The organism is Paenibacillus sp. FSL R5-0527 (assembly GCF_038008055.1).
GTDB lineage: Bacteria > Bacillota > Bacilli > Paenibacillales > Paenibacillaceae > Fontibacillus > Fontibacillus macerans.
Genome location: NZ_JBBOYI010000001.1, coordinates 3,373,163 through 3,395,833, shown reverse-complemented (window position 1 = coordinate 3,395,833; position 22,671 = coordinate 3,373,163). Strand labels below are relative to the sequence as shown.

The following is a 22,671-nucleotide window of genomic DNA, read 5'->3' as shown; positions in this document are numbered from 1 at the left end:
GTCAGGTTGACCGGAGCATAAGCAATTGCCGAACTCGTTACTTATTGTTTTTCACCCACTCGTCAAGCTGCTTTTGTTTCTCCGCGATAATTTTATCGATTCCGGCGGATTTCAACTTGGAAATAAATTCGGGCAATATCTTATCCGGATCGACGCTGCCCGTTTCGAGCGGAAGCTTGTATTCCGTAACCACATTGGACACCGCGGCGTATTCCGTCTTAACAGGACTTGCGTCGAACGTAAAGCCAAGCGCTTTGGATTTTATTGCCGACTTGTTGAATTCATCCATTTTCCGCCAAATCGTTGGGTCGCCTCCTTTAAATACATAAGACAAGAATTGATTGCCGAACATCCATCCCAAATTTAAACTGTAGCCCGAAGTTTGAGCGTCGATGCCATGAGGAAAATCAATGATGTTATCCGAGTGCGTCACATAATGCTTCCCTTCGATCCCCCAATCGAATAGATTCACGATATCTTTGTCCGAATACATCAGGTTCAGGAAATCCATTGCTTTGCCCGGTGTTCTGGAATTGACCGGAATCCCCCACATAACACTCGTTACGTTTGAGGTTGTGGATACCGGCGGAAGCAAGCTTGCCGTAACCACCGCTACGCCGCTGCTCTTCGATTCCTGTTGTTCAAACCCGGGCTTCATGTTGGAGAAGTAAGAAAAACCGCGATTGAACCTGATTAAATCGAACTGGGACGTTTTATTCGTTGCGGCATCTTTCTGGATTAAACCTTGAGTGTACCAGCTTCTCATCTTTTGGAGAAACTGCGCATATTCCTGAGATTCGTATAAATTGACGACTTTGAAATTGTTGTCGTAATTCGGCAATACGCCAATCGAATCGCCGAGCGTGTCGAACGTGTGGTACGAATCAAGCATGGACCGGCCAATGTTGCCCGGAATCAATGGCGCTACATTGGGCTCATAAGCCTTGATCGTTTTCAAGACCGCCTCTACATCATCCAGCGTACGAATGCGGCTGACGTCGATATGATATTTATCCACGAGATCCTGCCGCATGGTAAATCCATGATTATTGGCAAAGTCGCGTACCGTCGGAATACCGTAAATAGCCCCTGAAATTCGGGCCGCTTTCAAATAGACGGGGTCCAGCGCTTTTTGTATCCCTTGGCCATGCTGCTCAAGCAGCTGGTCCAGCGCAACGAGTTGCCCTTTTGCAACATAGTTGCTGTAATTATTTGCTTCGACAAACATCAAATCCAGCTTGTCCTCACTGCTGAGCATCAGATTGACTTGTTGGTCCCAGTTCCCGTAGCTGATCGGTATTAATTTTACGGTTGCATTGATTTTCTCCTGTGCGATCTTGTTAATCGAATCCTGCACCAAAGGCAAGTCCTTTGGCACTGCTCTGAAGATCGGGAAAGCCACATTCAGCTCCACCGCTTGTTCCGCCGGCTTCGCGGACTGATCTCCCGCTGTCGGCGCTTGTCCATTATTGCCGTCACATGCGGATAAAAGAAGCGCCGCCGCAACGAAAAGTGCGCTTACACCCTTTAGGCTTATCGTCATGACCATTCCCCCTGATTTGCCTGGCGATATTCGTTTGGAGTAAGGCTGGTGTACCTCTTGAACATCCGGGAAAAATGAGAAAAGTTAGCATAACCGATATGGGATGCGACGGCGCTGATCGGCATATCGGTATTGGCGAGCAGTTCTTGCGCCCGCTTGAGCCGTTCCTGAAACAAATAATCCGAGACAGCCATCCCGGTCTCTTTCTTGAAGATCCGGGTCAGATAGTCCGAGTTCAAAAACACGTGATTCGCTATGTCTTCCCGTGACAGATCTTGTGCGAGATGAAGTTTAATGTAATGCTTGACCCTTTCGATAACACTCTTCGATTGCTCAACCGTGTTTACATATTCCAGCGCTTTGCCAACCGTATGCTTCATCCATGCGGTCAGTTCGGTCACGGAACGGGTTGCGCTCGCAGCAAGTTCGACTGAGACGTTATCGCTGAACAATTGATGAGCCTGAATCCCTTTGGTCTGAAGCATATAATACAACATCTGCTCGAAATCCTGATAAAATTGGCGCAGCAGCTTCGCATCCAATGCATCCTGCTGCACGAGCCGATCTAAATAACCGGCCGCGTCTTCCAATACCCGGCTGTCCTTCCCCTCCTTCAGCATGACTGCCCACAAGCTCATATCGGGAAGCCGATTGCCGGATGCTTGCAAGCGAACAGAGGACAGCAGGAAAACCTTATTGTTATATGCAACATTGTTTACCTCTAAAGCGTTAAGCCGGTTTACCATATCGAACATCTCGTGTCCGCGGACACTTTCACCGATATAACAGGATAAATCGCAGTAAAAATACTGCCTGCAACTCGCTATGTAATGTTCGCAAGCTTCCCTCAGCGATGATTCGATCTCTCCATTGCTCTCCGCGGATAAGATGGCCAGCAATCGTCCGCTGCCGATCACAATTACTTTTCCGTCTTGACGGGGACCGAGCAAAATTTCTTCGGCAGAACTTCTAAGCGCAAATTCCAAAATCTTCTCATCGCGTAAAGTCAACGGTTTATGCCACCTCTGCACACTAATAAGAACCGGCACAAATTTCATATCTTCGGTATAGGGGATATTGCGCTCGTCCGCGGCCCGCTTTACCGACTCCACTTGCGGTGGGATCGTCTGGTCCAAAATATCCAGCCAAAACCGTTCGATCAACACCGGCTGATGCCGGAACCAGAACCGGCCATATTGGCTATATTCAGCTAATTCCGTTTTCTTGTTAATTTTATGAATCGCTTTAAGAAGTACTTTCTCAAGCTCGCCAAAAGGGACCGGTTTGAGAATGTAATCCAGACTCCCTAATTGGAGAGCCTGCTGGGCATATTTGAAATCGGCATGGCAGGTCAGGAAAATCGTTTCCGTCTGCGGATACCGCTCCCTGACCCATGCCGTCAACTCCAATCCTGTGGCCTGCGGCATTTCAATATCGCACAGCATCATATCGATCCGTTCTTTTTCGAACAGCTCCCTGGCTTGTTTTACGGTAAAAGCCGTGAACACGGCTGTTATGCCTAGCTTATGCCAATCCATTCCCGAACGGATTCCTTCTACGGCATGAATTTCATCGTCAACAATCAATAATTGAAGCATTCCTTAGACTCCTCTTTCCGAATAATATGGAAGCCTGATTTCTACAACGGCACCGCGCGGAAACCCGTTATAACAAGAAAGGGCCGCTTTATCGCCATACAACAGCTGCAATCGCTTGCGAACATTCCATATTCCGATATGCTCGCCTTTTTCGTCAACGACACGGTTTCCTGAGCGTATCTGAGTTAGTATCTCCTCCTCGAACCCTTTCCCCGTATCGCGGATGAAGATCTCGATATATGGCTCCAGCCCAGTTTCCTGCAAATCAATATCTACAGATAAATGTATAGGCTCCTCCAGCGTGACGCCATGCTTGATCGAATTTTCCAAGAAGGTTTGGATTACTAGCGGCGGTACGTGAACATTCTCCAAAAAGTCAGGAACGTTGATGGTACAGGTTAAGCTGTGCGGAAAGCGGAGTTCCTGAATCCGGACGTAGTTGCGGACATGCTGCAATTCCTCCTGCAGAGAGACGAACGTCAAGTTGCTGCGAAACATGAAACGGAAATACTGCACTAAACACAGGATCAATTCTTGAATCAATTCGTAGTTTTTTACTTGGGCCAGATTAAACAAAATGTTCAAAGAGTTCATGAAAAAATGCGGATTAATCTGAAGCTGCAGATGCTGCAGTTCCGCCTTTTGTTTACTCAACTGCTCTTCGTACACGCTGATTTTCAAATCCTCAATTTGCCCCATCATCGTGTTGAAGGTTTCATTAAGCAACAGAAATTCATCGGATGTACGGTACGGCTTGATCCGCATTTTTACGTTGCCCTCGTCGTTGATCCTTCTCATAACGGAAATCAACCGCTTGAGCGGCAGGAGAAGGATATGGCGAAGCAACAGCAGGCTGAGCGGGATAAGACCAATGGAAGCAAATGAAATGAGCGCAATGATTCGCGTCAAATGCGGCAGATTCTGCAAAATTTGCTCATTCGGGATAGCCGCTACCAGGTTAAAATCACCTATTTGCGAAGATTCCCCGACGATTAACACCTTATTTTTACTTCCAGACAGGTAAGACTGCTCAAACCCCTTCGTGAAATCGATATTTTCAACCATCAAAGGATTGGTGCTGACCATCGGTTTTCCCTGATTGGTTACGAGCAGCGCGCTTCCTTCCTTGCCCAGATCAATCAAATGAAGCGGGATAAGCAATGTTTTCGCGTTTACCCATGCCCCGATATAAAGGTCGCCCGATTGAAGCACTCGCAGCACATAGTAGTCTTGTCCGATTTTCCGCACAAACCATTTGCTGCTGCCGGTCTCCGCAAGAAAGGTGCGACCGCCAAGGAAACGGTGCAGAAACTGCTCTACCTGATCCCTTTCCGAAAAGGGAACCCCGTCCTTAAAGACGTCCAATAAATCCTCCCTTGCACGGGAATACACAAAAAAAGCATCGACGGATTTGTAGAGAGTAATATCGTTCGCAAGCGTAAGCGAGACACGGTACTTGGCCATTTGGTACTCGTCCTCCGAATTAGGGGCGCCCATAGACTGGATGCTATAGTCGTAAGTCAACAAACGAATTAGATTTCGATCCGCATCCTGCAGTTGGGTGTCGATCTGTCTTGTGTATAAAGAAAGTAAATTTTTATTGGAGAGCGTCACTTGGTTACGCACAACGTGGATGCTGTAGTAATTGTTGTAGATCAGCAGCGTGATGAGCGGAATCAAAACCAGCAGCAGCCCCACAACCATCTTGAATCGCAGCGAATTCCATGAAATATGCCGGATTTTCACGACTCCTCACCCCACGTTCTCATTAAAAAACTGCTGAAGCGGGCTAGGGCAGTCCTGTCATCATCCTATTATCGGTTATTTTACGATTACAAATCATAACAAATTTCTCATTTCCACACTACCGTTTTGACGACAATTCACTGTGCATCTTACGACATACTCTTATTTAGGCTCTCACAAGCGTAAGGCCATTTTCTCTAAACGTTAAAGAAGAGAAGGGGCCCCTCTCATAGCATGAGGTCTAATTTTAATGTTTGATGCTTCTTGCCCTCTTTTTTGGAGGATAGCGGGGGGAATTGCAAATTGACTTAAGTTACATCGTGTGTTAGCATGATTTTAGCCAATAACCGAATATAAAAGTTTTCTAGGGTTCCGCAGTCGCAAGACTGGTCCGGTCCGAGAGAAAACGCACAGCCAAGCGGCTGTGACACGGAGGGATAAAAGCCTGGGAGATAAACGCATGATGCGGTTTATTTCCCAGGCTATTTTTTTTGGCTAAATTTAGGTTCAACCTAATCATCAGTGCTTGACAGTCAAGCCGGCAACAGACCGTGGCCTGGAGCGAGACTCGCTATCCGGAGGCTTTGCACGATTATCCCGTTTGACCAGGTGACTTGGCTTCCTGAATCAAAGGAATAAAGGTGCAAAGCGGTTTGGAGAGCACACCCTCCATCTCCGTCATCATTTATTCTGTCAAGTACTGATTTTGGTCTTGAGCCCAAATTTAAAAAAAGAGTTTAAGGAGGAAAGAGTTATGAACAAAACATGGATTTCCGTCATTGTTGCGGCTATCTTCGAAGTTGCTTGGGTTATTGGGTTGAAGCATGCGGATCACTTCTGGGAATGGGGTGGTACACTGATCGCTATTTACATCAGCTTTTATTTGATGATCAGGGCAGCGCGTTCATTACCGGTTGGAACGGTATACGCCGTATTTGTCGGCCTGGGGACGACAGGGACTGTGGTTGCCGATATCCTTCTGTTTAACGCTGACTTAAGCGCTGCGAAAATAGTTTTGATCGGACTGCTGCTCATTGGCGTGATTGGACTGAAAGTGCTTAGCAAAAACAAGAAAGAGGAGGCAAGCGGAATATGAACTGGGTGTATTTGATTCTGGCCGGCCTGTTTGAAATGACCGGGGTACTGCTGATCAACAAGTTTAATCAATCCCGCAATTGGCAATCATTAACTCTTTTGATTACTGGTTTTGGCCTTAGTTTTGTATTTTTGTCATTGGCCATGACAACACTCCCGATGGGAACAGCTTACGCCGTATGGACTGGAATCGGCGCTTCTGGCGGAGCGATCCTGGGAATGATCCTCTATAATGAGCCACGCAACTTCATGCGTATTTTGTGTATAGGATTGGTCCTTGGCTCTGCTGTGGGGCTGAAATTAGTCAGTTAAGAAAAACGTATATCGACGTCGTGTACTTTCAAGGAAGCCAGACGAAGTTGACGGCTATCTTGGTCCTTTGTTGAATGGGATAGCATCAGCGGTTAAGCCGATTTTGGTTTTGCGAAAGTTGGGAATATCATTTTTTATTGCAAATGCAGTAAAAATAGATTAAATTAAATATATGTTGTTTTTTATTGCATTTGCAACAAAAATAAATTTTAAGGAGTTCACGATGAAAGAAATCCTGCGTGAAATCGGAATCATCGCCAGGGCATTGAACTCTATCAGCAATATCGAATTTAAAGAATATGACCTGACAAAAGGGCAGTATTTGTACCTTGTCCGCATATGTGAACACCCGGGCATCATTCAAGAAAAGTTGGCGGAAATGATTAAAGTAGACCGAACAACTGCGGCTCGCGCCATCCAAAAACTCGAAACGAACGGCTTTATCGTAAAGAAAGATGATGAACATAATAAAAAAATTAAAAAACTCTTTCCAACGGAAAAAGGGAACAACGTATTTCCTTTTATCCAAAGGGAACATGATCATTCGAATCGTGTGGCATTGGCGGGATTTACCGAAGAAGAAACGGAAACCATTTTCCATCTGCTGCAAAGAGTCAGAAAAAATATCGAAAGCGACTGGGAATCAGTAAAAAAGGGAAACAAGAGAAACTATTAATTTTTATTTAAGGGAGCTAACCATTAAAATGACCGTAAAAATAAAAAAATGCCGCCGTGAAGATTTGCAAACACTCCAAGAAATAAGCATTGAAACCTTCAACGATACATTTAAAGATCAAAATTCACCCGAAAACATGCAAGCCTATTTGGAAAAAGCATTTAACACTGAACAGTTGGAAAAGGAACTGTCCAATAGCTTTTCGGAATTCTATTTCATCTGGTTTAATGAAGAACCCGCCGGATATTTAAAGGTAAATATGAATGACGCCCAATCCGAAAAAATGGGTGATGAGTCCCTCGAAATTGAGCGGATTTATATAAGAAACAAATTTCAAAGAAAAGGGCTGGGAAAATTTCTAATCAACAAAGCGCTGGAAATCGCCATAAGCCAAACCAAAAAGACGGTCTGGCTGGGAGTTTGGGAAAAGAACGAAAACGCCATTGATTTTTATAAAAAAATGGGTTTTGTTCAAACTGGGGCTCACTCTTTTTACATGGGGGATGAAGAACAAATTGATTTGATAATGTCCAAAACACTAGGAGGATCACAATGATTTATAGGAATGCTACTGTTGATGATATATCTGCTATAGTGGATGCAAATGAGCAAAAAATTTCCGATTGATAACTTTTATAAACCACATCAATCATAGATCATACGCTGCCCATACCCAAAAGCTTGGTCTTGACGTGATTAAAAGCTTTGATTTCAACAATAATACTTACTATGAATTGGGTTGTTACACTGCAGAGTAATCAGCTTTCTGAATTTAAAAAAAGAAAAAGCGAGCATAAGTGGAAATCCGGCCACGAACACTCGCTCTTTTTGAATTTCAAAATGGATTCATTTAATACCTTTTCATAGACCCGACAGAAGCTGCTGAATTATCAGATCCGTAAAATGTGCGGCATGAGCAGCAACGGCATCCAAATTATCATCGAAGCTGTCAGCCGTCACACCGCCATGTCCGGCGATATCGGATACCGCTTTTACGGCTAATACCGGTATTCCATATTGCGCAGCGGCCTGCACTATACCCAGCCCTTCCATATCCGATACCTTGGCGGCGGGGAAGGTTGATTTGATCCTTTCTACCCTCTCCGGCTCACTCATGAATGAATCCAGGGTCAATACTAATCCGAAATCGAGAGAATACTGGAGCTCTGCCGCTGCCGCTACTCTCCTCGCCTGATCCAGCAAGCCAGCATCCAAATCGTAGCTGGCCGGCATTTGCGGAACCTGACCGGGTTCATAACCGAAACAAGTCGCATCAACATCGCCATAAATGTACTGCGTTGCGACAACGACATTGCCGACGCTCAATCCTGCGCCAAATGCGCCAGCAGATCCGGAATTTAGGATCAGATCCGGCTGATACCGTTCGATCAACAGCGTGGTTGCGACGGCTGCGTTGACCTTGCCGATGCCGCTTTCTACGAGGATCAGGGATTGGCCCCGGTACACAGCTTCCTCAATGGTAACCTTGCCTACTTGGGTCCTGGCCGTAATTTGTGCCTGACTGCGAAAAGGAGTTATCTCCTCCTCCATCGCCGCAATTATAGCAATCCGCATAGAGCCTCTCTATTCTTGCAGATAAGAGATCGGCTTATCTACAGGCACCTTTGTGCCGCCGAACTCCTGCTCAATATATTTCTGCGTATCCTCGTTGTGATACAACTCACCTAATTTCAGAATACCTGGATCATTCTGTTTATCGGAAGTAGTCGCCAGCACATTGATGCTATTCTTCGTATCTACGGAAATTTCCTCATGGAACAAGGAGTCCTTCAGGACATTCAATCCGCCTTCCAGAGCAATCGTATTGCCGATCAGTACCAGATCGACGTCTTGAATCACCCGCGGGCCGGTCGTATCGTCGATCAGCTTGAACTTCAGATTTTTCGGATTCTCGACAATATCGTTAACCGTACCTGTCCCCAAATTAAAATCATCCTTCAATTTGATCAGCCCGGCTGCCTGCAGCAGGCTTAAGCCTCTGGCCGTATTGGCCGGGTTATCTGCCAGGGCGACGAGGGCGCCGTCCGGAACCTCCTTAATATCCTTGATCTTCTGTGAATAGATGCCCATCGGTTCAAGATATGTGGTCGCTGTTGCTACCAGATTGCCATTGCTTTCTTTATTATAGTTGACGAGATAAGCCCAGGATTGAAAAGCGTTCACATCGACTTCGCCTTCCTTGGTAGCGTTGTTCAACTCAACGCCGCCATTGATCTCCTTGACTTCAATATTAAGCTTGGCATCCTTGGCCGCCTGTGATTGCGCGATATGCTTCCAAATCTGAGCATCGGAACCCTGCGAACCAATGACAATCTTCTCGCCATCGCCCGATGATTTGCCGCCGCAGCCCGCAGTCGCCAGTATCAATACCAATCCGAGTGCTAGTCCGCCCCATAGTTTACTTTTTCTCATATAATCTTCTCCCCTTTATATCTGGATGCAATTTCTCCTAATGCATGGTCATACCGCCAGTTACATTGATGGCTTGCCCTGTCATATACGAAGACAAGGGACTGGCCAAAAAAAGAGCGACGTTGGCAACATCCCTGACCTCGGCCGTTCTGCCCAGCGGAATTTGGGAACAATCCTCCGCATAGATCTCCTCGGCCGTCATGCCGCGGATTAATCCGCCTTCGATGCGCTCCCGATGCTTCATTGGCGTCTCCACAATACCCGGACATATCGCATTGACGAGTATGTTATGCCGTGCCAGTTCAATCGCCATCACCTTGGTTAATCCAAGCACCGCATGCTTTGATGCGCAATATCCGCCCATAGCCCGGTAGCCGTTCTTGCCGGCCTGCGAAGCCATTTGGATAATTCTGCCCGGCTTTCCGGCATCGACCATCGCTTTCGCAAATATTTTCGATACCAGGTATAACCCCGTAGAATTAATGGAGAATACCTTCTCCCAATCCTCCAGCTTGCTGTCAATCACGTAATCCATCGTGGAAATGCCAGCGCAATTCACGACGATATCCGGAACCCCCGCCTGTTCCAACACAATATTGGACCAGCGATAGATATCCTCCGATCGGGACAAATCCAATCCGGACTCAAACAACTGCCCGTTAACTTGTTTATAATCCCCTTCATGAGCGAGATCGGCAGAAATGACCCTGGCCCCGCTCTGCAGTAAAATTTGTACGATGCCTTGTCCAATGCCTGAATTGCCGCCGGTTACAACCGCCGTTTGAGGCGATAAATCCAAAGTAATCATGGCGATCACAATACTCTTTCAAAAGGATCTCTGCTGATTCCGGCTTGCAATACGATCTTCGCGTATTCTTGAGCAGAGAACAGGGAATGATCCTTGTAATTACCGCATTCCAGCGCGGAGACAGCCGGAACCTCGGTTGTTTCCAGCACGCGCTTCAGCGTTCTTTCCAATGCGGATGCGATCTCTTCGGGATCATGCTCATTCCAGAGAATCAGATAATATCCGGTTCTGCATCCCATCGGAGAAATATCGATGATGCCTTGAATCTCGTCTCTCATATAGGTAGCGAGCAGATGCTCAAGGGTATGAAGTGCTGCCGTCGGAATAGCGTCTCTATTCGGCTGCAGGAAGCGAAGATCATATTTTTGCACAGTGCTGCCTTTTTCGTCATGCTCAAGCCCTGCCGCCCTGACATAAGGAGCCTTTACGATCGTGTGGTCCAATTGGAAGCTTTCTACTTTTGCCATTGTTTTTCAGTCCTTTTTATAATGTTGTATATTTGACCGGTACCCGCCCAGAGATTAGAGGCAGTATACCGCGCAAACCCTAGTAATACCCCGATGTCAATGCGTCGTCTTCTTGGTGAAATAATCCCCGATGAATTGGCACACGAACACCAGAATCAAGATCAGAATCGTAGCTACAAGTGTAATATCCGTCTGGAATCGGTTGTACCCCTTATTGATAGCCAAACTACCCAAGCCGCCCGAGCCGATGGCCCCAGCCATCGTGGTCAGCCCGATCAGGTTAATGATCGTCACCGAGGAGGCCCTGATTATCGCAGACAAGCCTTCTTTCAGGTACACGCGGAAAATAATCTCAAGCGGTCCCAACCCCATTGACTGAGCTGCTTCAACAATCCCGGAATCAACTTCCACTAACGCATTCTGTATTTGCCGGGCATAGAAAGGCACGATGCCGATGACCAGGGGCACGATCGCCGCATTCATGCCGATCGATGTGCCTGTAATAAGACGGGTAAGCGGCACGACAACAGCGATAAGAATGATGAAGGGAATGGATCTGAACAGGTTGATGAGTTTCTCCAACACACTATAAACCAGCCTGTTCTCCAGAATCCCTCCCCTGTCCGCCACAACCAGGGTGACGCCAAACAATATTCCAAATAACACGGAAAATAATGAGGTAACGACCACCATATAAATCGTCTCATAGGTGCTTAGCAGGATGTCCTCCCTTAAATTCCAGATGTTAGGGAAATATTTTGTAAAAAACTCATTCATGCTGGATCACCCACCTTACTATTCTGAAGAAGCCGGGAATTGATAACTTCAACGTCTACCCGAGCCGACTGCAAGTAGCGCAAAGCTTCCTCCAGATCACTGGTAGAGCCGGACATCACTACGATCAGATTGCCAATGGGCGTCTGCTGTAAGATCTCCACATTCGCGAATAGAATATTCGTCTTAACCCGGTAACGAGCAGTAAGCTCGGAAATAACCGGTTCACTTGTACTATCGCCGATATAAGAAATCTTGCACAGCATATCGTTATCCTTCAGATGAAGGAGTGAAGGATGCAACGTGAGCTTGTCCAGCATTTGCTCGATATGAGTAGCCGTATTAATGAAATCACGGGTCAACGTATTTTGCGGACGGCTAAAGATAGAGACGATATCGCCCTGCTCGATAATGCGCCCGGCTTCCATAACGGCAACCTTATTACAGATCTCTTTCACGACCTGCATTTCATGCGTAATAATGACAATCGTCAGTCCCAACGTTTGCTTTAATTTTTTCAGCAATTCCAGAATGGATAGCGTCGTCTTCGGGTCCAAAGCACTGGTCGCTTCATCGCACAGCAATATTTCCGGATCATTCGCCAGCGCTCTGGCTATAGCTACCCTTTGCTTCTGCCCCCCTGACAATTGTGAAGGATAAGCATTCAGTTTATCCGATAAGCCTACCAGCTCTAGCAATTGTTTAACCTTCCGCTCCCTTTCACGCCTCGAGAGCTTGGAACTCTTCAAGGGAAAGTCCACATTGTCATAGATTGTTCTGGAGTTCATCAGATGAAAATGCTGAAAAATCATCCCGATCCGCTTCCTGGCCAAGCGCAAATCCTTAGGCTGTAAAGCCAGCAAATCCTGCCCATTTACTACTACACTTCCCGCCGTAGGCCGCTGCAGCAGATTGATCACACGAACCAGCGTGCTCTTCCCGGCCCCACTGTAGCCGACAATGCCGTATACGTCTCCCGCGTCAACCTGCAGACTGATATCCTGAACGGCTGTAACCGGTTGTGACCCAGTTTCAAAGGTAACTTGAATATTGGATAAAGTAATCATGATGCCCAACCCTTTCTAAACTTCTACACTACGACTGTTCCGGAAAATTTATTTCTGTCATTTTACATCAGTTTACTCGGAATTGCTACAAAATTTTTTCCCCTATTTATGGCTTAACCTAATAATTGGCGCTTGACAGTCAAGCCGGGAACCGATCATGGCAAGAAATATCGGCAGATCAACATCTGCTGTCCGGACGCTTTGCACGATTATCCCGTTTGATCCGGAAGCAGAGAGGAAGATAAATTCAGGAGAAGAAAATAGGTTTGGGGGAAGCAGACATGTTCGAGATCGTTAGACTAGCTTGTGAGAATGAGGTTTAGGAGAAGTGAAGCAGACCTGACGGGAGGAACGGAGCAAGACACCGGGAAAAATGAAAGGACCGTGATCAGCCCCTCCCCCCTCTACCCCCTGAACAAATGGGATAATCGTGCAAAGCAGCATGCAAGGATACCAAGACACGAACGCGTTTTCGAACTGTTCTTGAAGATAAGGCAAAAAGCAATATAAAAACCCATGACTACAAAATTCAGCCATGGGTTTAAATTTATCGGAGTGCTAATCAAAGACATTCGTTGTTTTCGCGCCGCGATTCAGGCCGGTGAGACGATCTCTTAGAAGTTGCTTGCCGTCGTTTCCAATTCCGTCATCATCCCAACAATTTCGATGCCATAAGTGGGGCTGGTCGCCCATGATCCGCCTAATGCTTCCACCGTAACGACCTGCCCCAACAAACCTGGAAAGTGCCTTGGATCGGGTGTATACGCTTTAGGATAACCTGGAGCGCCTGCGTACAGGGCCAAATGATCAATCTGCGCCTGAACCCCTTCCTGCCAACTGAAAAAGCGCTGGTGTGCCAGATGATCCGTGTCGGAGCCACCTACCTGCGTTTTTAAGCCGGCCGGATTATTAAACGTTTCATCCAATAAGCCGCCAAATTTTCCAAAGCCCGTTTCCTTTGCAGCCTGGCAGTACACCACAACCGGGTCGACGCCCGCTTCGAGTGCCTCCTCCCAGACAATATCCGCTAGATCTATGAACACGTCCGTCGCTCCCTTGGCCCTTGCCCATGCTTTGGCTTGCTCGACAGTAGCCCTTGGGGCGGACAATATGTAAGTATTGCCGGACGTGGTCCATTCCTCGGCATTGTCTTCTGGCGGTGCGGCGTGATCTTCTGCCGGTTTGGCGATGTCTTCTACCGGTTTGGCGATGTCTTCTACCGGCTTCTTGTAAGACAGTGTAACGGTATCGTCGGCGGAGCTCCACGTAATATCCATTCCGGCAAGTTCACTCAAAAATCGTAAAGGGACATAGGTTCTTCCCTGAAGTATCATCGCGCTAGTATCCATACTTATTGGCGTCCCGTTGACAACAGCGGAGTTGTCGCCGATTTTCAATTCGACATTCACATCGCCTTTGGATAAAATAAGCGTTTTTTGAGTCCCGCTTCCCTCCCATTTCACGTAAAAGCTCAGAGATTCTGCCATAAACCTGACGGGCACCTGTATTCTGCTGTTTGCATCCATATACGGTTTTGCATCCGGAAAATTAACTTCCGAGCCATTGTAAATCAAACGGATGTTGCGTTGGGTAGCGCTATTCGCCTCATCAAGTTGAGGCGTATCGCCCGAAGCATCCGACTTGACGCTTAAATAGCCGGCGCTTGCCCAACCCGTCCGTCCATCCGGCAACTTGACATGAAACCAATCCCCTTCATTGGCCAAAAGGGTGACTTGCGAGCCCTCAGGAATTTTGGCGATTACCTCATATTGCAAGCCGCCGCCGTTTCTAATGTTTAAACTGTCGACAGTAACCGTAGCTATTTTGTCGGTATCCTGCGAAGCCTGCGATTTTGCGGCGTCGGCAGCGTCGGCGGCGTCGGTAGCGTCCTTAGAGCTGCCGGAAGCTTTGGCTACTCCCAGATTGTCAGGCAAACCGTTAAGTTCGGCCATCGTAACAAAAGTGTAGCCTTTCGACCGGTAGTAATCAATAATTTGGGGAAGCGCCTTGACCGTCTTATCCCGCTTTCCTCCCCCGGAATGCATCAGCACGGTGATCTTGTTACTGGAGTTGGACTTCACCGCTTTGAGAATATCGGCAACAGAGCTGTCCGCCGCCCAGTCCCGGGTATCTATGTTCCACAGCGCCTCGGCATGTCCCAACGCCTTAATTTCTCCCTTCACCCGAGCCGATGTCGCCCCATAGGGAGGGCGCATCATGGTCGGTGCAGCGCCGGTAATCTCGCGAATCGCATTATCCGTCTTTACGATTTCTTGGCGGGCCTTCTCTTTGCTTAGCTTGGTTAGTTCAGAATGACTCCACGAATGATTGCCCAAAGCATGACCTTCTTGTACGATGCGTTTCATAACATCGGGATACTGCTTAACCCTGTCTCCTACTACAAAAAACGTGCCCTTCACTTTGTGTTCCTTCAAAATATCAAGCACCTTATCGGTATATTTTTTGTCCGGTCCATCATCAAAGGTTAACGCCACCATTTTATTGGCTTTGGTCCCCTTTGAGGAGGCCGCCGCCGCGTAATCGGCTCCGGCTGTAAAAACCAAGGCCAGCGCCATTACGGTAAACACAACAAGTCTGAACCAATGATGCCTTTGCTTCATTTCCATTGACCTACTTTCAGCAATATTATTTTATGTACTAAAATAGTATATATAGTAATTGTATCAGAGTTTTAGAGAACTAGTAGCTAAATTGTAAACTATGAAAACTTGGAGCAAATGAAAGACTATCATATAATCTATCATAATTGCAAATTAGACGCAGTATTCCGTACGAAAATAGAGCGCATTATTACAAGCACAAATTTATGGTGCTCCCGCATCCCCATTAACGTACGATATTGTTGGATTAGTTCAGTACAAGTGGAGGATCAGCACCTTACATATTCCGAATATGCAAAAAGCTCCTGAATCTCCATAAAAGGAAATTCAAGAGCTCATTCATTGACAAGCTGATGCGGTCGAGAGGACTCGAACCTCCACGGGGGGTTAGCCCACACGGACCTGAACCGTGCGCGTCTGCCAATTCCGCCACGACCGCGTATTTCGTCGATGCATTGTTTTGCAGCAACGAAATTTATAATATCATGCATCTCCAGAAGAGTCAACAAAAAATTCACACCCGCAGCAGCAGTTCAAAAGTGGTTAAGCACATAAACCCGCCAGAAAAGATTCCAGGAGGCTTTCCAGCCTTTCCACCGGCAGCCGGTCCGGTTGCATGATTTTATGCATGGCTAATCCGTCGATGAGCGCATACAATTTCTCGGTCTCCAGTTCGATATTCAGATCGGGCCGGGCCAACCGGTTTCGTATGATCTCTTCCAGCACGAAACGAGAAGCTTTATGTAACCCATCCTGAATATTCGCGCTTAACCTCCTTAATTCGGGATAAACCAAGGCTTTCGCATGAAAAGCAAACCATACCTCCATTTCCAGCGATCTCTCCTCATCAACAGGCAAAAACTGCAGCAGCAATCTTTTTAAGTCGGTCAGCAGAGGCCCTGTTAACTCAAAAGCTTCCAACCTTTTCTCAACCCGTTCGACGAAAATATTCATGCAAAAGGCAAACAGTTCAACCTGCGATGAGAAATAATGGCGCATAGACCCGACCGACAGCCCCGCCTCCTCCGCAATTTTGCGCACGGTAGCCTGTTCCAGGCCAGATTGCCGAATCACTCTTAATGCGGCTTCAGCGACTAAACGTCTTTGCGTTTCATGGTTCACGATTTTTGGCATAGTCCTATTATACGCTCTTCCCCTTTTTAGTACAACGTGCTAAAATCTTTTTAGTACATTGTGCTAAATAAACAGAAATGAGAGAGGAACCTTTACATGGGCAAAAGCGAAAAAAAGAAAACACAGGCATGGAGAAAATTGATATACAGTTTGGGGGTTACATTAGCCGTTGGGATCACTCTGATCAGCGCTGCTTTTATTTATGAAGCCATCGCTTCGAAACAAGCCGCGAAAGACTATCCTTCTCCCGGCCAAATGGTCGATGTGGGCGGATATGATCTGCATTTGGTGAAATCGGGCAGCGGGTCCCAGACGATTGTGTTCGAGGCGGGAAGCGGAGAAACAAGTTTGTCCTGGCGGGATATCCCGGACAAGCTCGCCCAATATGCGACGGTCGTCACCTACGACCGGGCGGGGTACGCATGGAGCGAGAAGGCCACGCATGAACGAACCGGGGACCAGATCGTCCATGAGCTTTACAGCGCATTGAAGCAGGAAAATATCCCAGGGCCTTACCTCATGGTTGGGCACTCTTTGGGAGGGATGTATGCCCGCCTATTTGCCCAAACCTACCCGGACGAAGTCATGGGCTTGGTCCTTGTTGACGCCAGACCCGAGGATGATGCCCGGGATACCCAAGCGATCCTGGAAGCGGAGAGTTTTACCGGAAACCCGCCGGCTTCCACACTTAAGCTGCTCAAGCAGTCGGGTATCCTGCGCCTGTTTCAAGACACTTTGCTGGAAGGCTTGGTGGCGGAGGAAGACCGGGGGCAATTTATCAATGTGATTGCGACCCCAAGCTATTTTGAAACAAAGGAAGAAGAAGCGGAACTCGCCTATACCACCGAAGATGCCATTCGGGGACAACGTTTAGGCGCTTTGCCGGTGCGGATTATTGCCCGCGGTCTCCCGCACGACTACGCCCAAGTGGGCATTTCGGAAACCGCCGGCCGGAAGCTTGAGGAAATTTGGCAGTCCGGACAGCGGAAAATGCTGGATATCTCCACGGACAGCCGTTTAATCGTCGCGGAAAAAAGCGGCCATATGGTCATTCATGACCAGCCGGAGCTGGTCGTGGATACCATTCTCGATGTATTGCCGGGGCGGTAGAACCTGATTCTCATAACATCCTAAATTTTGCTATAAATTCCCTTGATTTTCTATTCAAAAAAGCGCTTTAATAGATAGTAGTACCTGTGAAAACAGTAGATTAAACAACCGTGAACTTCATCGGCTACGGGCAGGCAGTTCAACGGATGAAGCACAAACGGACAGGTTAGGAGGCCTGAAGTAGAAAGCCGTCACCTGCTTTAGAACTTGAACTCCTCCACATTTCCTTATTACGAAAGGAGTTATAATCATGAAGGCTGCCAGGATGTCTATGGTCATGATTTTAAGCCTCGTGTTGTTGCTTGCGTTTAATCTCACTGTATTTGCCGCCGAACCCGGAACCGGAACCGAAACCGCGAATCAACCTGATGTTATTGACCATCTTGTTAAGGCTGAACCAGGGGTTGACGTTAGCGAAGCCAATCAGCATAAAATTGTCAGTGATTTGGATAGTATTGAAAGTTCTCAACGCATAGACTCACATGCCGCCCGTACACTTGCTAAAACAAGCGCCGTTTCCGCCACAACGGCCACTTATGCCACTTACACGGGGGTATTGGCCCGGGAAGGGGAGTCCGCGTACTTATACCCCGTTTATGTACAAGCCGGCGAAATATTGCAGGCCCAGCTCGACCTTCCCCGCTCGGAGCAGCTGGACTATGATCTGTATTTATATGAACTCGATATGTCTACGAATACCGCAGTTGCTCTAATCGACTACTCCATCTACGGCACCTATTTTAACAATTATAGTTACGGAAGATCCACCATTTCGGAAAATGTCGGAGTAAACAACAGTTCTGCGTCGGAAAAAGCTTATTTGCTTGAAGTTCACGCCAAAAAGGGCGGCAGCATCAATGATCCGTTTTATCTAACCGTTGCTATTAGTAGTGCGTATGACAGCTTCGAAACGGACGAAAATGCTTTTCATGCTTATGGGATCACGGTAAATACGGGCGGGTCCTATCTCTCCAGCCGTTCGCTTAACTCCATCGTCGATAATGACTGGTATGTGCTGACCGTGCCAAGCAGCCGGAATTATGATGCCATGAATATCACTTTAGACAGCGCTTCTGCCGCGAAAGGTTATAGAGCGGAAGTCTATGCGGTGCTGAGCGACAACCGGCTGCAATTAATCACGCCGGCCAACAATAACGTACCGCTAGGCACCGGCTCGTATTATCTCCGCGTTTATTCAACGGGGACATATTCCGAAACAACCAATTATACTTTGGCTCTGACGCCCGTATTGCGAGCCGAAAAAATTCAGATTACCGGATTCAACTCGGACGGCGGACCTAACGATTATCCATCTTATTATTACGGAAAAAAATATAGAATCACCGGACGAACATTTACGGTGAACGGCAAGGTTTCCACTGCGGATAATGTTCCGGTAGCGAACACAAGCGTCATCGTCCTGTGGGAAAATCCGTATTGGTCCGAATCCAGCGGTAACCGCACGAGAGTCGGGTACGCGAATACCAACAGCGCCGGAGAGTTTTCCGTAACCCTGAGTTTACCGCCCTCGACGGGAAGCATCAGCAATTATTTGCCCGGTCCGATCAGTTTCACCCATTATTACGATATATGCGGAGTGATCGCGGCGGTAGCCGACAATATCGACGTTAACGCCCAGCAACAAGTGTATCATTTTGCGTACAGCATCTACGGAGGATAAATGAGATTAAGTTAAAAATATGGGAGAATATGCCGATATATTTATGTATATCGGCATATTTTTTTATGGGGTTGTACAAGGAGGTATAACATGAAAATCGAAAGTAATGCGATCTCATCGCTTCCTAGACTCTACACTCAAAATCGGGATAACAACCAAGCGAACAACGAATTGAAACTGGAAACGGGCTTCGCCCTTCCGGGGCACGACAGCGTGGAAATCAGCGAGGCGGCCAAGCGGCTGGCTGAAGGGGTTAGCAGTCGCGAATTGCCTGTAGGCGCGATTAAGCACCATTCGATAAGGCCGTTTTTTACTGCTGAAATTGATACTTCCTTAGAGCAATTGCTTAAAGGAAAAGCGCCGGAAGTGGAGGAAGCCGTAAACTACTTAATTAGCTCCAACTTTGTTCCGGACGGCTCCGTCGCGGATGAAAGCAAACGGGCGGCGCTGCTTGAGAGCGGTCTGTCTCAGGCGAAATTTATCGCGGACAATTACATGACAAAGGGCGAAGCGGCCGAGTTCCTAGCCACTATGGATAAGATCGCCGCATATGCCAAAACCAGAACAGTCGATCCGGAGACCGGCCAAGCAAGCTATATCGATATCCCTCGCAAACCTGATGGCGCGCCCGATGATTATGTCAATTTCGATTCCTTGATGAAAAAATATGATCCGGAATCCGCCAATAAATTAGCCGAGATTGTCACAGATATGGCGAATGGCGGCAGCGGCGAAGGCTTTATGGAAATTCTGCTGGATTTCAATCAGAAGCTGATTAAGAACCCGCAATGGTCGAGGAATTACCGTACTGAAATCAACGATGTGAATTCGGTTTTGAACAACACGAAGATCGACAACCGGTTTGCAGGCGCCGACACCTCAAATATGGCTGCGTTCTTGGAAGATATGAACAGCAAGTTCCAGAATACATCCTTTGAGAACAAAGACTTTTTAACAAGAAATATAGAGTACTTCGCGCTTATCCTCGGAAAGCAGATATGAGAAACCGGCCCACAATTGGCTTACACAGCATTTGCGGGCCGGTTTTATACTCGATCGCAGGCGAAATCTTTGTGGATATCTCTACCTGCAAAAGGTCCGCCCTGACCGAGCCATAGAAAAAATTCCTTCGTTCCTTTATTCCCAGTAACCGGGCTGTTCGTGATACCCAAAACGTGAAGCCCGATGCTTTCTGTAAAATCGACAAGCTCTTTGAGAATTTGTCGAAATATTCCGGGATTGTCTATTCGAAACGGAACCAATATTGGTCTTTTCCAAGTTAACGACCCGGGAATCAAGCCTTAACTTGCCCGCCAATTGACCATACCCAGCATCGATCGCGTACACTTTCGCTACACCGCGCTGCAATAAACAATCGGTAAACCCACCCGTTGAGGCTCCCGTATCCAAAGCGATTTTACCGGAAACATCGATTTGAAAACGATCCAGCGCTCCTTCAAGCTTAAGACCGCCTTTTCCGACATATTTCTGTTCATAACCTTTTATGGCTATCTCAACATCTTCTCTAACCTGCTCTCCTTCATAAACCGCAGACCGGCCGTTTACCAGCACCTTATTCGACATGATCCAACTGACAACTTCCTTCCGCTCCTCAAAAAAACCCCGTTCCAGCAGCAAACGCCACAAAGGTAATTTCCGTTTGTTCAACCCGATTTACTCCTCTTCTTAAAGTCTTTAATCTGGACTTCGCAGAAGGCGGAGCACTTATAGGCCGATAGTAACGTTATATTTCAACTAATAAATGATACATGTAAATCAACTCCGTTTTTTAAAAATAGACGGTAATATGACCGAATCGCACTAAAATATTATTCAACAACATACCATTTTCTCTGGGATTCATACATATTTTTATATTCGCCATCCATACTAATAAGTTCACTGTGCGTACCATCCTGTACAATCCTGCCGTCCTTTAATACGATAATTCTATCGGCGATCCGAACCGAACCCAACCTGTGAGTCACGATGATTGCGGTTTTGTCTTGGCAGATTTCCGCAAAATCGTTATAAAGCCGTGTTTCCTCCAAAGGGTCAATAGCTGACGTTGGTTCATCTAAAATCATCAAATCACCTTCCCTGAATAATCCGCGTGCAATGGCGATCCGTTGCCATTGACCGCCGGATATCTCTATCCCGTCAAAATCGCGCCCAAGCATAGTGTTTAATCCGTCTTTATAGCTTTCACCTTTCAAAATCACCCCCGATTTATCACAAATATCCATAAGCATCGCTTCGTCTGTAGGCTTGTCCATCTGACTGATGATCAAATTTTCCCGCACGGTCATATTATATTTGCAATATTTTTGAAAGACAGCGGACGTGTGATCATAACTCAAATTTTTAACAGGCATATCTCCATAAGTGACTTCTCCTTGAGATGCCTCATATAATCCCATAATTACTCTGCATAATGTTGTCTTGCCGCTACCGTTTTCACCGACTATCGCTAAAGTCTGGCCACTTGGTATCGTCAAACTGATATTATCCAAGGCCTCCTTGTCAGTCATTGGATAGCTGAAACTTACATTACTCAATTTAATATCAACTTTTTGAGGTCTTGGCATCCTTTTTTCAGGTTTATTCCTCTCACTGACAAAGTCTAAGAAGTTTTCAACAGTTCCCACATTTTCAGATGCCCAACCGATCCTTTCGGAAACTAATTCGCTCATAAAACTATAAAGTCTGTAAATCGAGGCCAGCACGGCCGCAAACGCCCCAATGGAAATTTCTTGGTTCATGACAAATATAAATAGCATATAGATGATCATGCCGTAACCTATGACAGTTACAATATCTAAAATCAGATTGAGAATATTTTTTTTAAGCTGAGCTATAAAAACAAGCCGATTTAACTTTTTGAGAGAAGAGGTATACAACTTACTGAAGTATTCAGTTGCACCAAGCAGTCTGGTCTCTTTAAAAAATTCCTTGTTTGTCATACATCTTTCATAGTTCTCATATTCTCTTCTCACAGGAGCCGACTGTTCCTCCAATTTTTTAAACGAGAGGATTTGCGCAAACTTAGAAAGAACACAGGGTATGAAGACGATCACTATACTTAGACCTAAAATAGGCTTTAGAGTGAACAGATACCACCCCATAAAACCAAAATAAATCGTATAGAAAAATACCAAATCCAAAAGAGTTAAACATACCCAAACTAAATTTTGGCTTCCTGTTATAGCTTTATTAATAAAGTCCAGACGATGAGTGTCCTCAAATTCAACCACATTTAATCTATCTATACTTTGATGAATGAGTCTGTTCGTTCGTTTGCCCACGCTTATTTTGAGAATGAGTGCATGGCAATTATCCACCCCGTTCATTAGTTGACATAATGCATACGACAAGCCCATACCGATTAGATAGAAAATGGTTGTGCCCAAATCAATTTTATTCGCAACGAAATTTTGAGCCGCGTCAAAAAACTTTTGCATGAATACTACTTGCAGAGCCCATGACGCACCGTGAACGGTTGTAAAGAAAACATGCAAAAAAAACATGGAAGGATTCGCTTCAAACATGATTTTTATGCCCTTAAGGCTGTTGATTAAAAAGCCTTTACTCTTCATTTTTCCCATA

General features: G+C 46.5%; 20 protein-coding genes, 1 tRNA gene and 1 riboswitch. Of the genes, 7 read left to right on the top strand and 14 right to left on the bottom strand.

Features of this window, described 5'->3' with window-relative positions:
* Positions 1-37 precede the first annotated feature (37 nt).
* From NYE69_RS15010 to NYE69_RS15000, 3 genes are read right to left on the bottom strand one after another with little or no spacing between them, the layout of a single operon-like run.
* Positions 38-1,543, bottom strand: a complete 1,506-nt coding sequence (locus NYE69_RS15010) for an ABC transporter substrate-binding protein (protein ID WP_340926792.1) — start codon at positions 1,541-1,543, stop codon at positions 38-40.
* Complete coding sequence (locus tag NYE69_RS15005) at positions 1,540-3,141, bottom strand: response regulator (RefSeq protein ID WP_340926791.1); 1,602 nt, start codon at positions 3,139-3,141, stop codon at positions 1,540-1,542. Before NYE69_RS15005 ends, NYE69_RS15010 begins: the two co-directional genes overlap by 4 nt.
* A gap of 3 nt (positions 3,142-3,144) precedes the next feature.
* Positions 3,145-4,887, bottom strand: coding sequence for a sensor histidine kinase (locus tag NYE69_RS15000; RefSeq protein WP_328270809.1), 1,743 nt, complete (start codon positions 4,885-4,887; stop codon positions 3,145-3,147).
* Positions 4,888-5,240: 353 nt separating this feature from the next.
* Positions 5,241-5,341, top strand: a riboswitch (guanidine-I (ykkC/yxkD leader).
* Positions 5,342-5,641: 300 nt separating this feature from the next.
* On the opposite strand from NYE69_RS15000, the gene NYE69_RS14995 reads away from it, so the two are divergent.
* From NYE69_RS14995 to NYE69_RS14980, 4 genes are all read left to right on the top strand, one after another.
* Positions 5,642-5,983, top strand: coding sequence for a DMT family transporter (locus NYE69_RS14995; protein WP_036624064.1), 342 nt, complete (start codon positions 5,642-5,644; stop codon positions 5,981-5,983).
* On the top strand, positions 5,980-6,294 hold the full coding sequence (locus tag NYE69_RS14990; RefSeq protein ID WP_328270807.1) for a DMT family transporter: 315 nt from the start codon (positions 5,980-5,982) through the stop codon (positions 6,292-6,294). The genes NYE69_RS14995 and NYE69_RS14990 overlap by 4 nt, the downstream gene beginning before the upstream one ends.
* Positions 6,295-6,517: 223 nt before the next feature.
* Entirely contained in the window at positions 6,518-6,970 is a 453-nt protein-coding gene (locus NYE69_RS14985) for a MarR family winged helix-turn-helix transcriptional regulator (RefSeq protein ID WP_328270806.1), read from the top strand.
* 28 nt (positions 6,971-6,998) lie between these two features.
* On the top strand, positions 6,999-7,526 hold the full coding sequence (locus tag NYE69_RS14980) for a GNAT family N-acetyltransferase (protein WP_328270805.1): 528 nt from the start codon (positions 6,999-7,001) through the stop codon (positions 7,524-7,526).
* Between the two features lie 305 nt (positions 7,527-7,831).
* On the opposite strand, the gene NYE69_RS14975 is transcribed toward NYE69_RS14980, so the two are convergent.
* From NYE69_RS14975 to NYE69_RS14935, 9 genes are all read right to left on the bottom strand, one after another.
* The gene (locus NYE69_RS14975) at positions 7,832-8,545 is read right to left on the bottom strand and encodes a 5'-methylthioadenosine/adenosylhomocysteine nucleosidase (protein ID WP_328270804.1); all 714 of its coding nucleotides are present in this window, start codon (positions 8,543-8,545) and stop codon (positions 7,832-7,834) included.
* 9 nt (positions 8,546-8,554) lie between these two features.
* Positions 8,555-9,403 carry a MetQ/NlpA family ABC transporter substrate-binding protein gene (locus NYE69_RS14970; protein ID WP_328270803.1) on the bottom strand — a complete coding sequence of 283 codons (849 nt, stop codon included), beginning with the start codon at positions 9,401-9,403 and terminating at the stop codon, positions 8,555-8,557.
* Positions 9,404-9,440: 37 nt separating this feature from the next.
* Complete coding sequence (locus NYE69_RS14965; protein WP_328270802.1) at positions 9,441-10,211, bottom strand: SDR family NAD(P)-dependent oxidoreductase; 771 nt, start codon at positions 10,209-10,211, stop codon at positions 9,441-9,443.
* Positions 10,212-10,216: 5 nt separating this feature from the next.
* A complete protein-coding gene (locus NYE69_RS14960) occupies positions 10,217-10,678 on the bottom strand; it encodes an S-ribosylhomocysteine lyase (protein ID WP_328270801.1) in 462 nt (153 codons plus the stop codon).
* 96 nt (positions 10,679-10,774) lie between these two features.
* A complete protein-coding gene (locus NYE69_RS14955; protein WP_328270800.1) occupies positions 10,775-11,455 on the bottom strand; it encodes a methionine ABC transporter permease in 681 nt (226 codons plus the stop codon).
* A complete protein-coding gene (locus tag NYE69_RS14950) occupies positions 11,452-12,519 on the bottom strand; it encodes a methionine ABC transporter ATP-binding protein (protein WP_328270799.1) in 1,068 nt (355 codons plus the stop codon). Before NYE69_RS14950 ends, NYE69_RS14955 begins: the two co-directional genes overlap by 4 nt.
* A gap of 614 nt (positions 12,520-13,133) precedes the next feature.
* Positions 13,134-15,146 carry a polysaccharide deacetylase family protein gene (locus NYE69_RS14945; RefSeq protein ID WP_328270798.1) on the bottom strand — a complete coding sequence of 671 codons (2,013 nt, stop codon included), beginning with the start codon at positions 15,144-15,146 and terminating at the stop codon, positions 13,134-13,136.
* Positions 15,147-15,494: 348 nt separating this feature from the next.
* Positions 15,495-15,579 (bottom strand) — tRNA-Leu (locus tag NYE69_RS14940).
* A gap of 104 nt (positions 15,580-15,683) precedes the next feature.
* Entirely contained in the window at positions 15,684-16,274 is a 591-nt protein-coding gene (locus tag NYE69_RS14935; RefSeq protein WP_328270797.1) for a TetR/AcrR family transcriptional regulator, read from the bottom strand.
* Positions 16,275-16,370: 96 nt separating this feature from the next.
* Between NYE69_RS14935 and NYE69_RS14930 the strand changes: the two genes are divergently transcribed.
* The 3 genes from NYE69_RS14930 (at position 16,371) to NYE69_RS14920 (ending at position 20,067) form a co-directional block, all read left to right on the top strand.
* Positions 16,371-17,384: an alpha/beta fold hydrolase gene (locus NYE69_RS14930; RefSeq protein WP_328270796.1), complete on the top strand. Its 1,014-nt coding sequence runs from the start codon at positions 16,371-16,373 to the stop codon at positions 17,382-17,384.
* A 250-nt stretch (positions 17,385-17,634) separates the two neighbouring features.
* Positions 17,635-19,065, top strand: coding sequence for a hypothetical protein (locus tag NYE69_RS14925; protein ID WP_328270795.1), 1,431 nt, complete (start codon positions 17,635-17,637; stop codon positions 19,063-19,065).
* Between the two features lie 90 nt (positions 19,066-19,155).
* Positions 19,156-20,067: a hypothetical protein gene (locus tag NYE69_RS14920; protein ID WP_328270794.1), complete on the top strand. Its 912-nt coding sequence runs from the start codon at positions 19,156-19,158 to the stop codon at positions 20,065-20,067.
* Between the two features lie 135 nt (positions 20,068-20,202).
* Here NYE69_RS14920 and NYE69_RS14915 read toward each other — a convergent pair whose 3' ends face one another.
* Both NYE69_RS14915 and NYE69_RS14910 read right to left on the bottom strand, forming a co-directional pair.
* Positions 20,203-20,733: an SAM-dependent methyltransferase gene (locus NYE69_RS14915; protein WP_328270793.1), complete on the bottom strand. Its 531-nt coding sequence runs from the start codon at positions 20,731-20,733 to the stop codon at positions 20,203-20,205.
* A gap of 161 nt (positions 20,734-20,894) precedes the next feature.
* Entirely contained in the window at positions 20,895-22,670 is a 1,776-nt protein-coding gene (locus NYE69_RS14910) for an ABC transporter ATP-binding protein (protein WP_340926790.1), read from the bottom strand.
* Position 22,671: the final 1 nt, after the last annotated feature.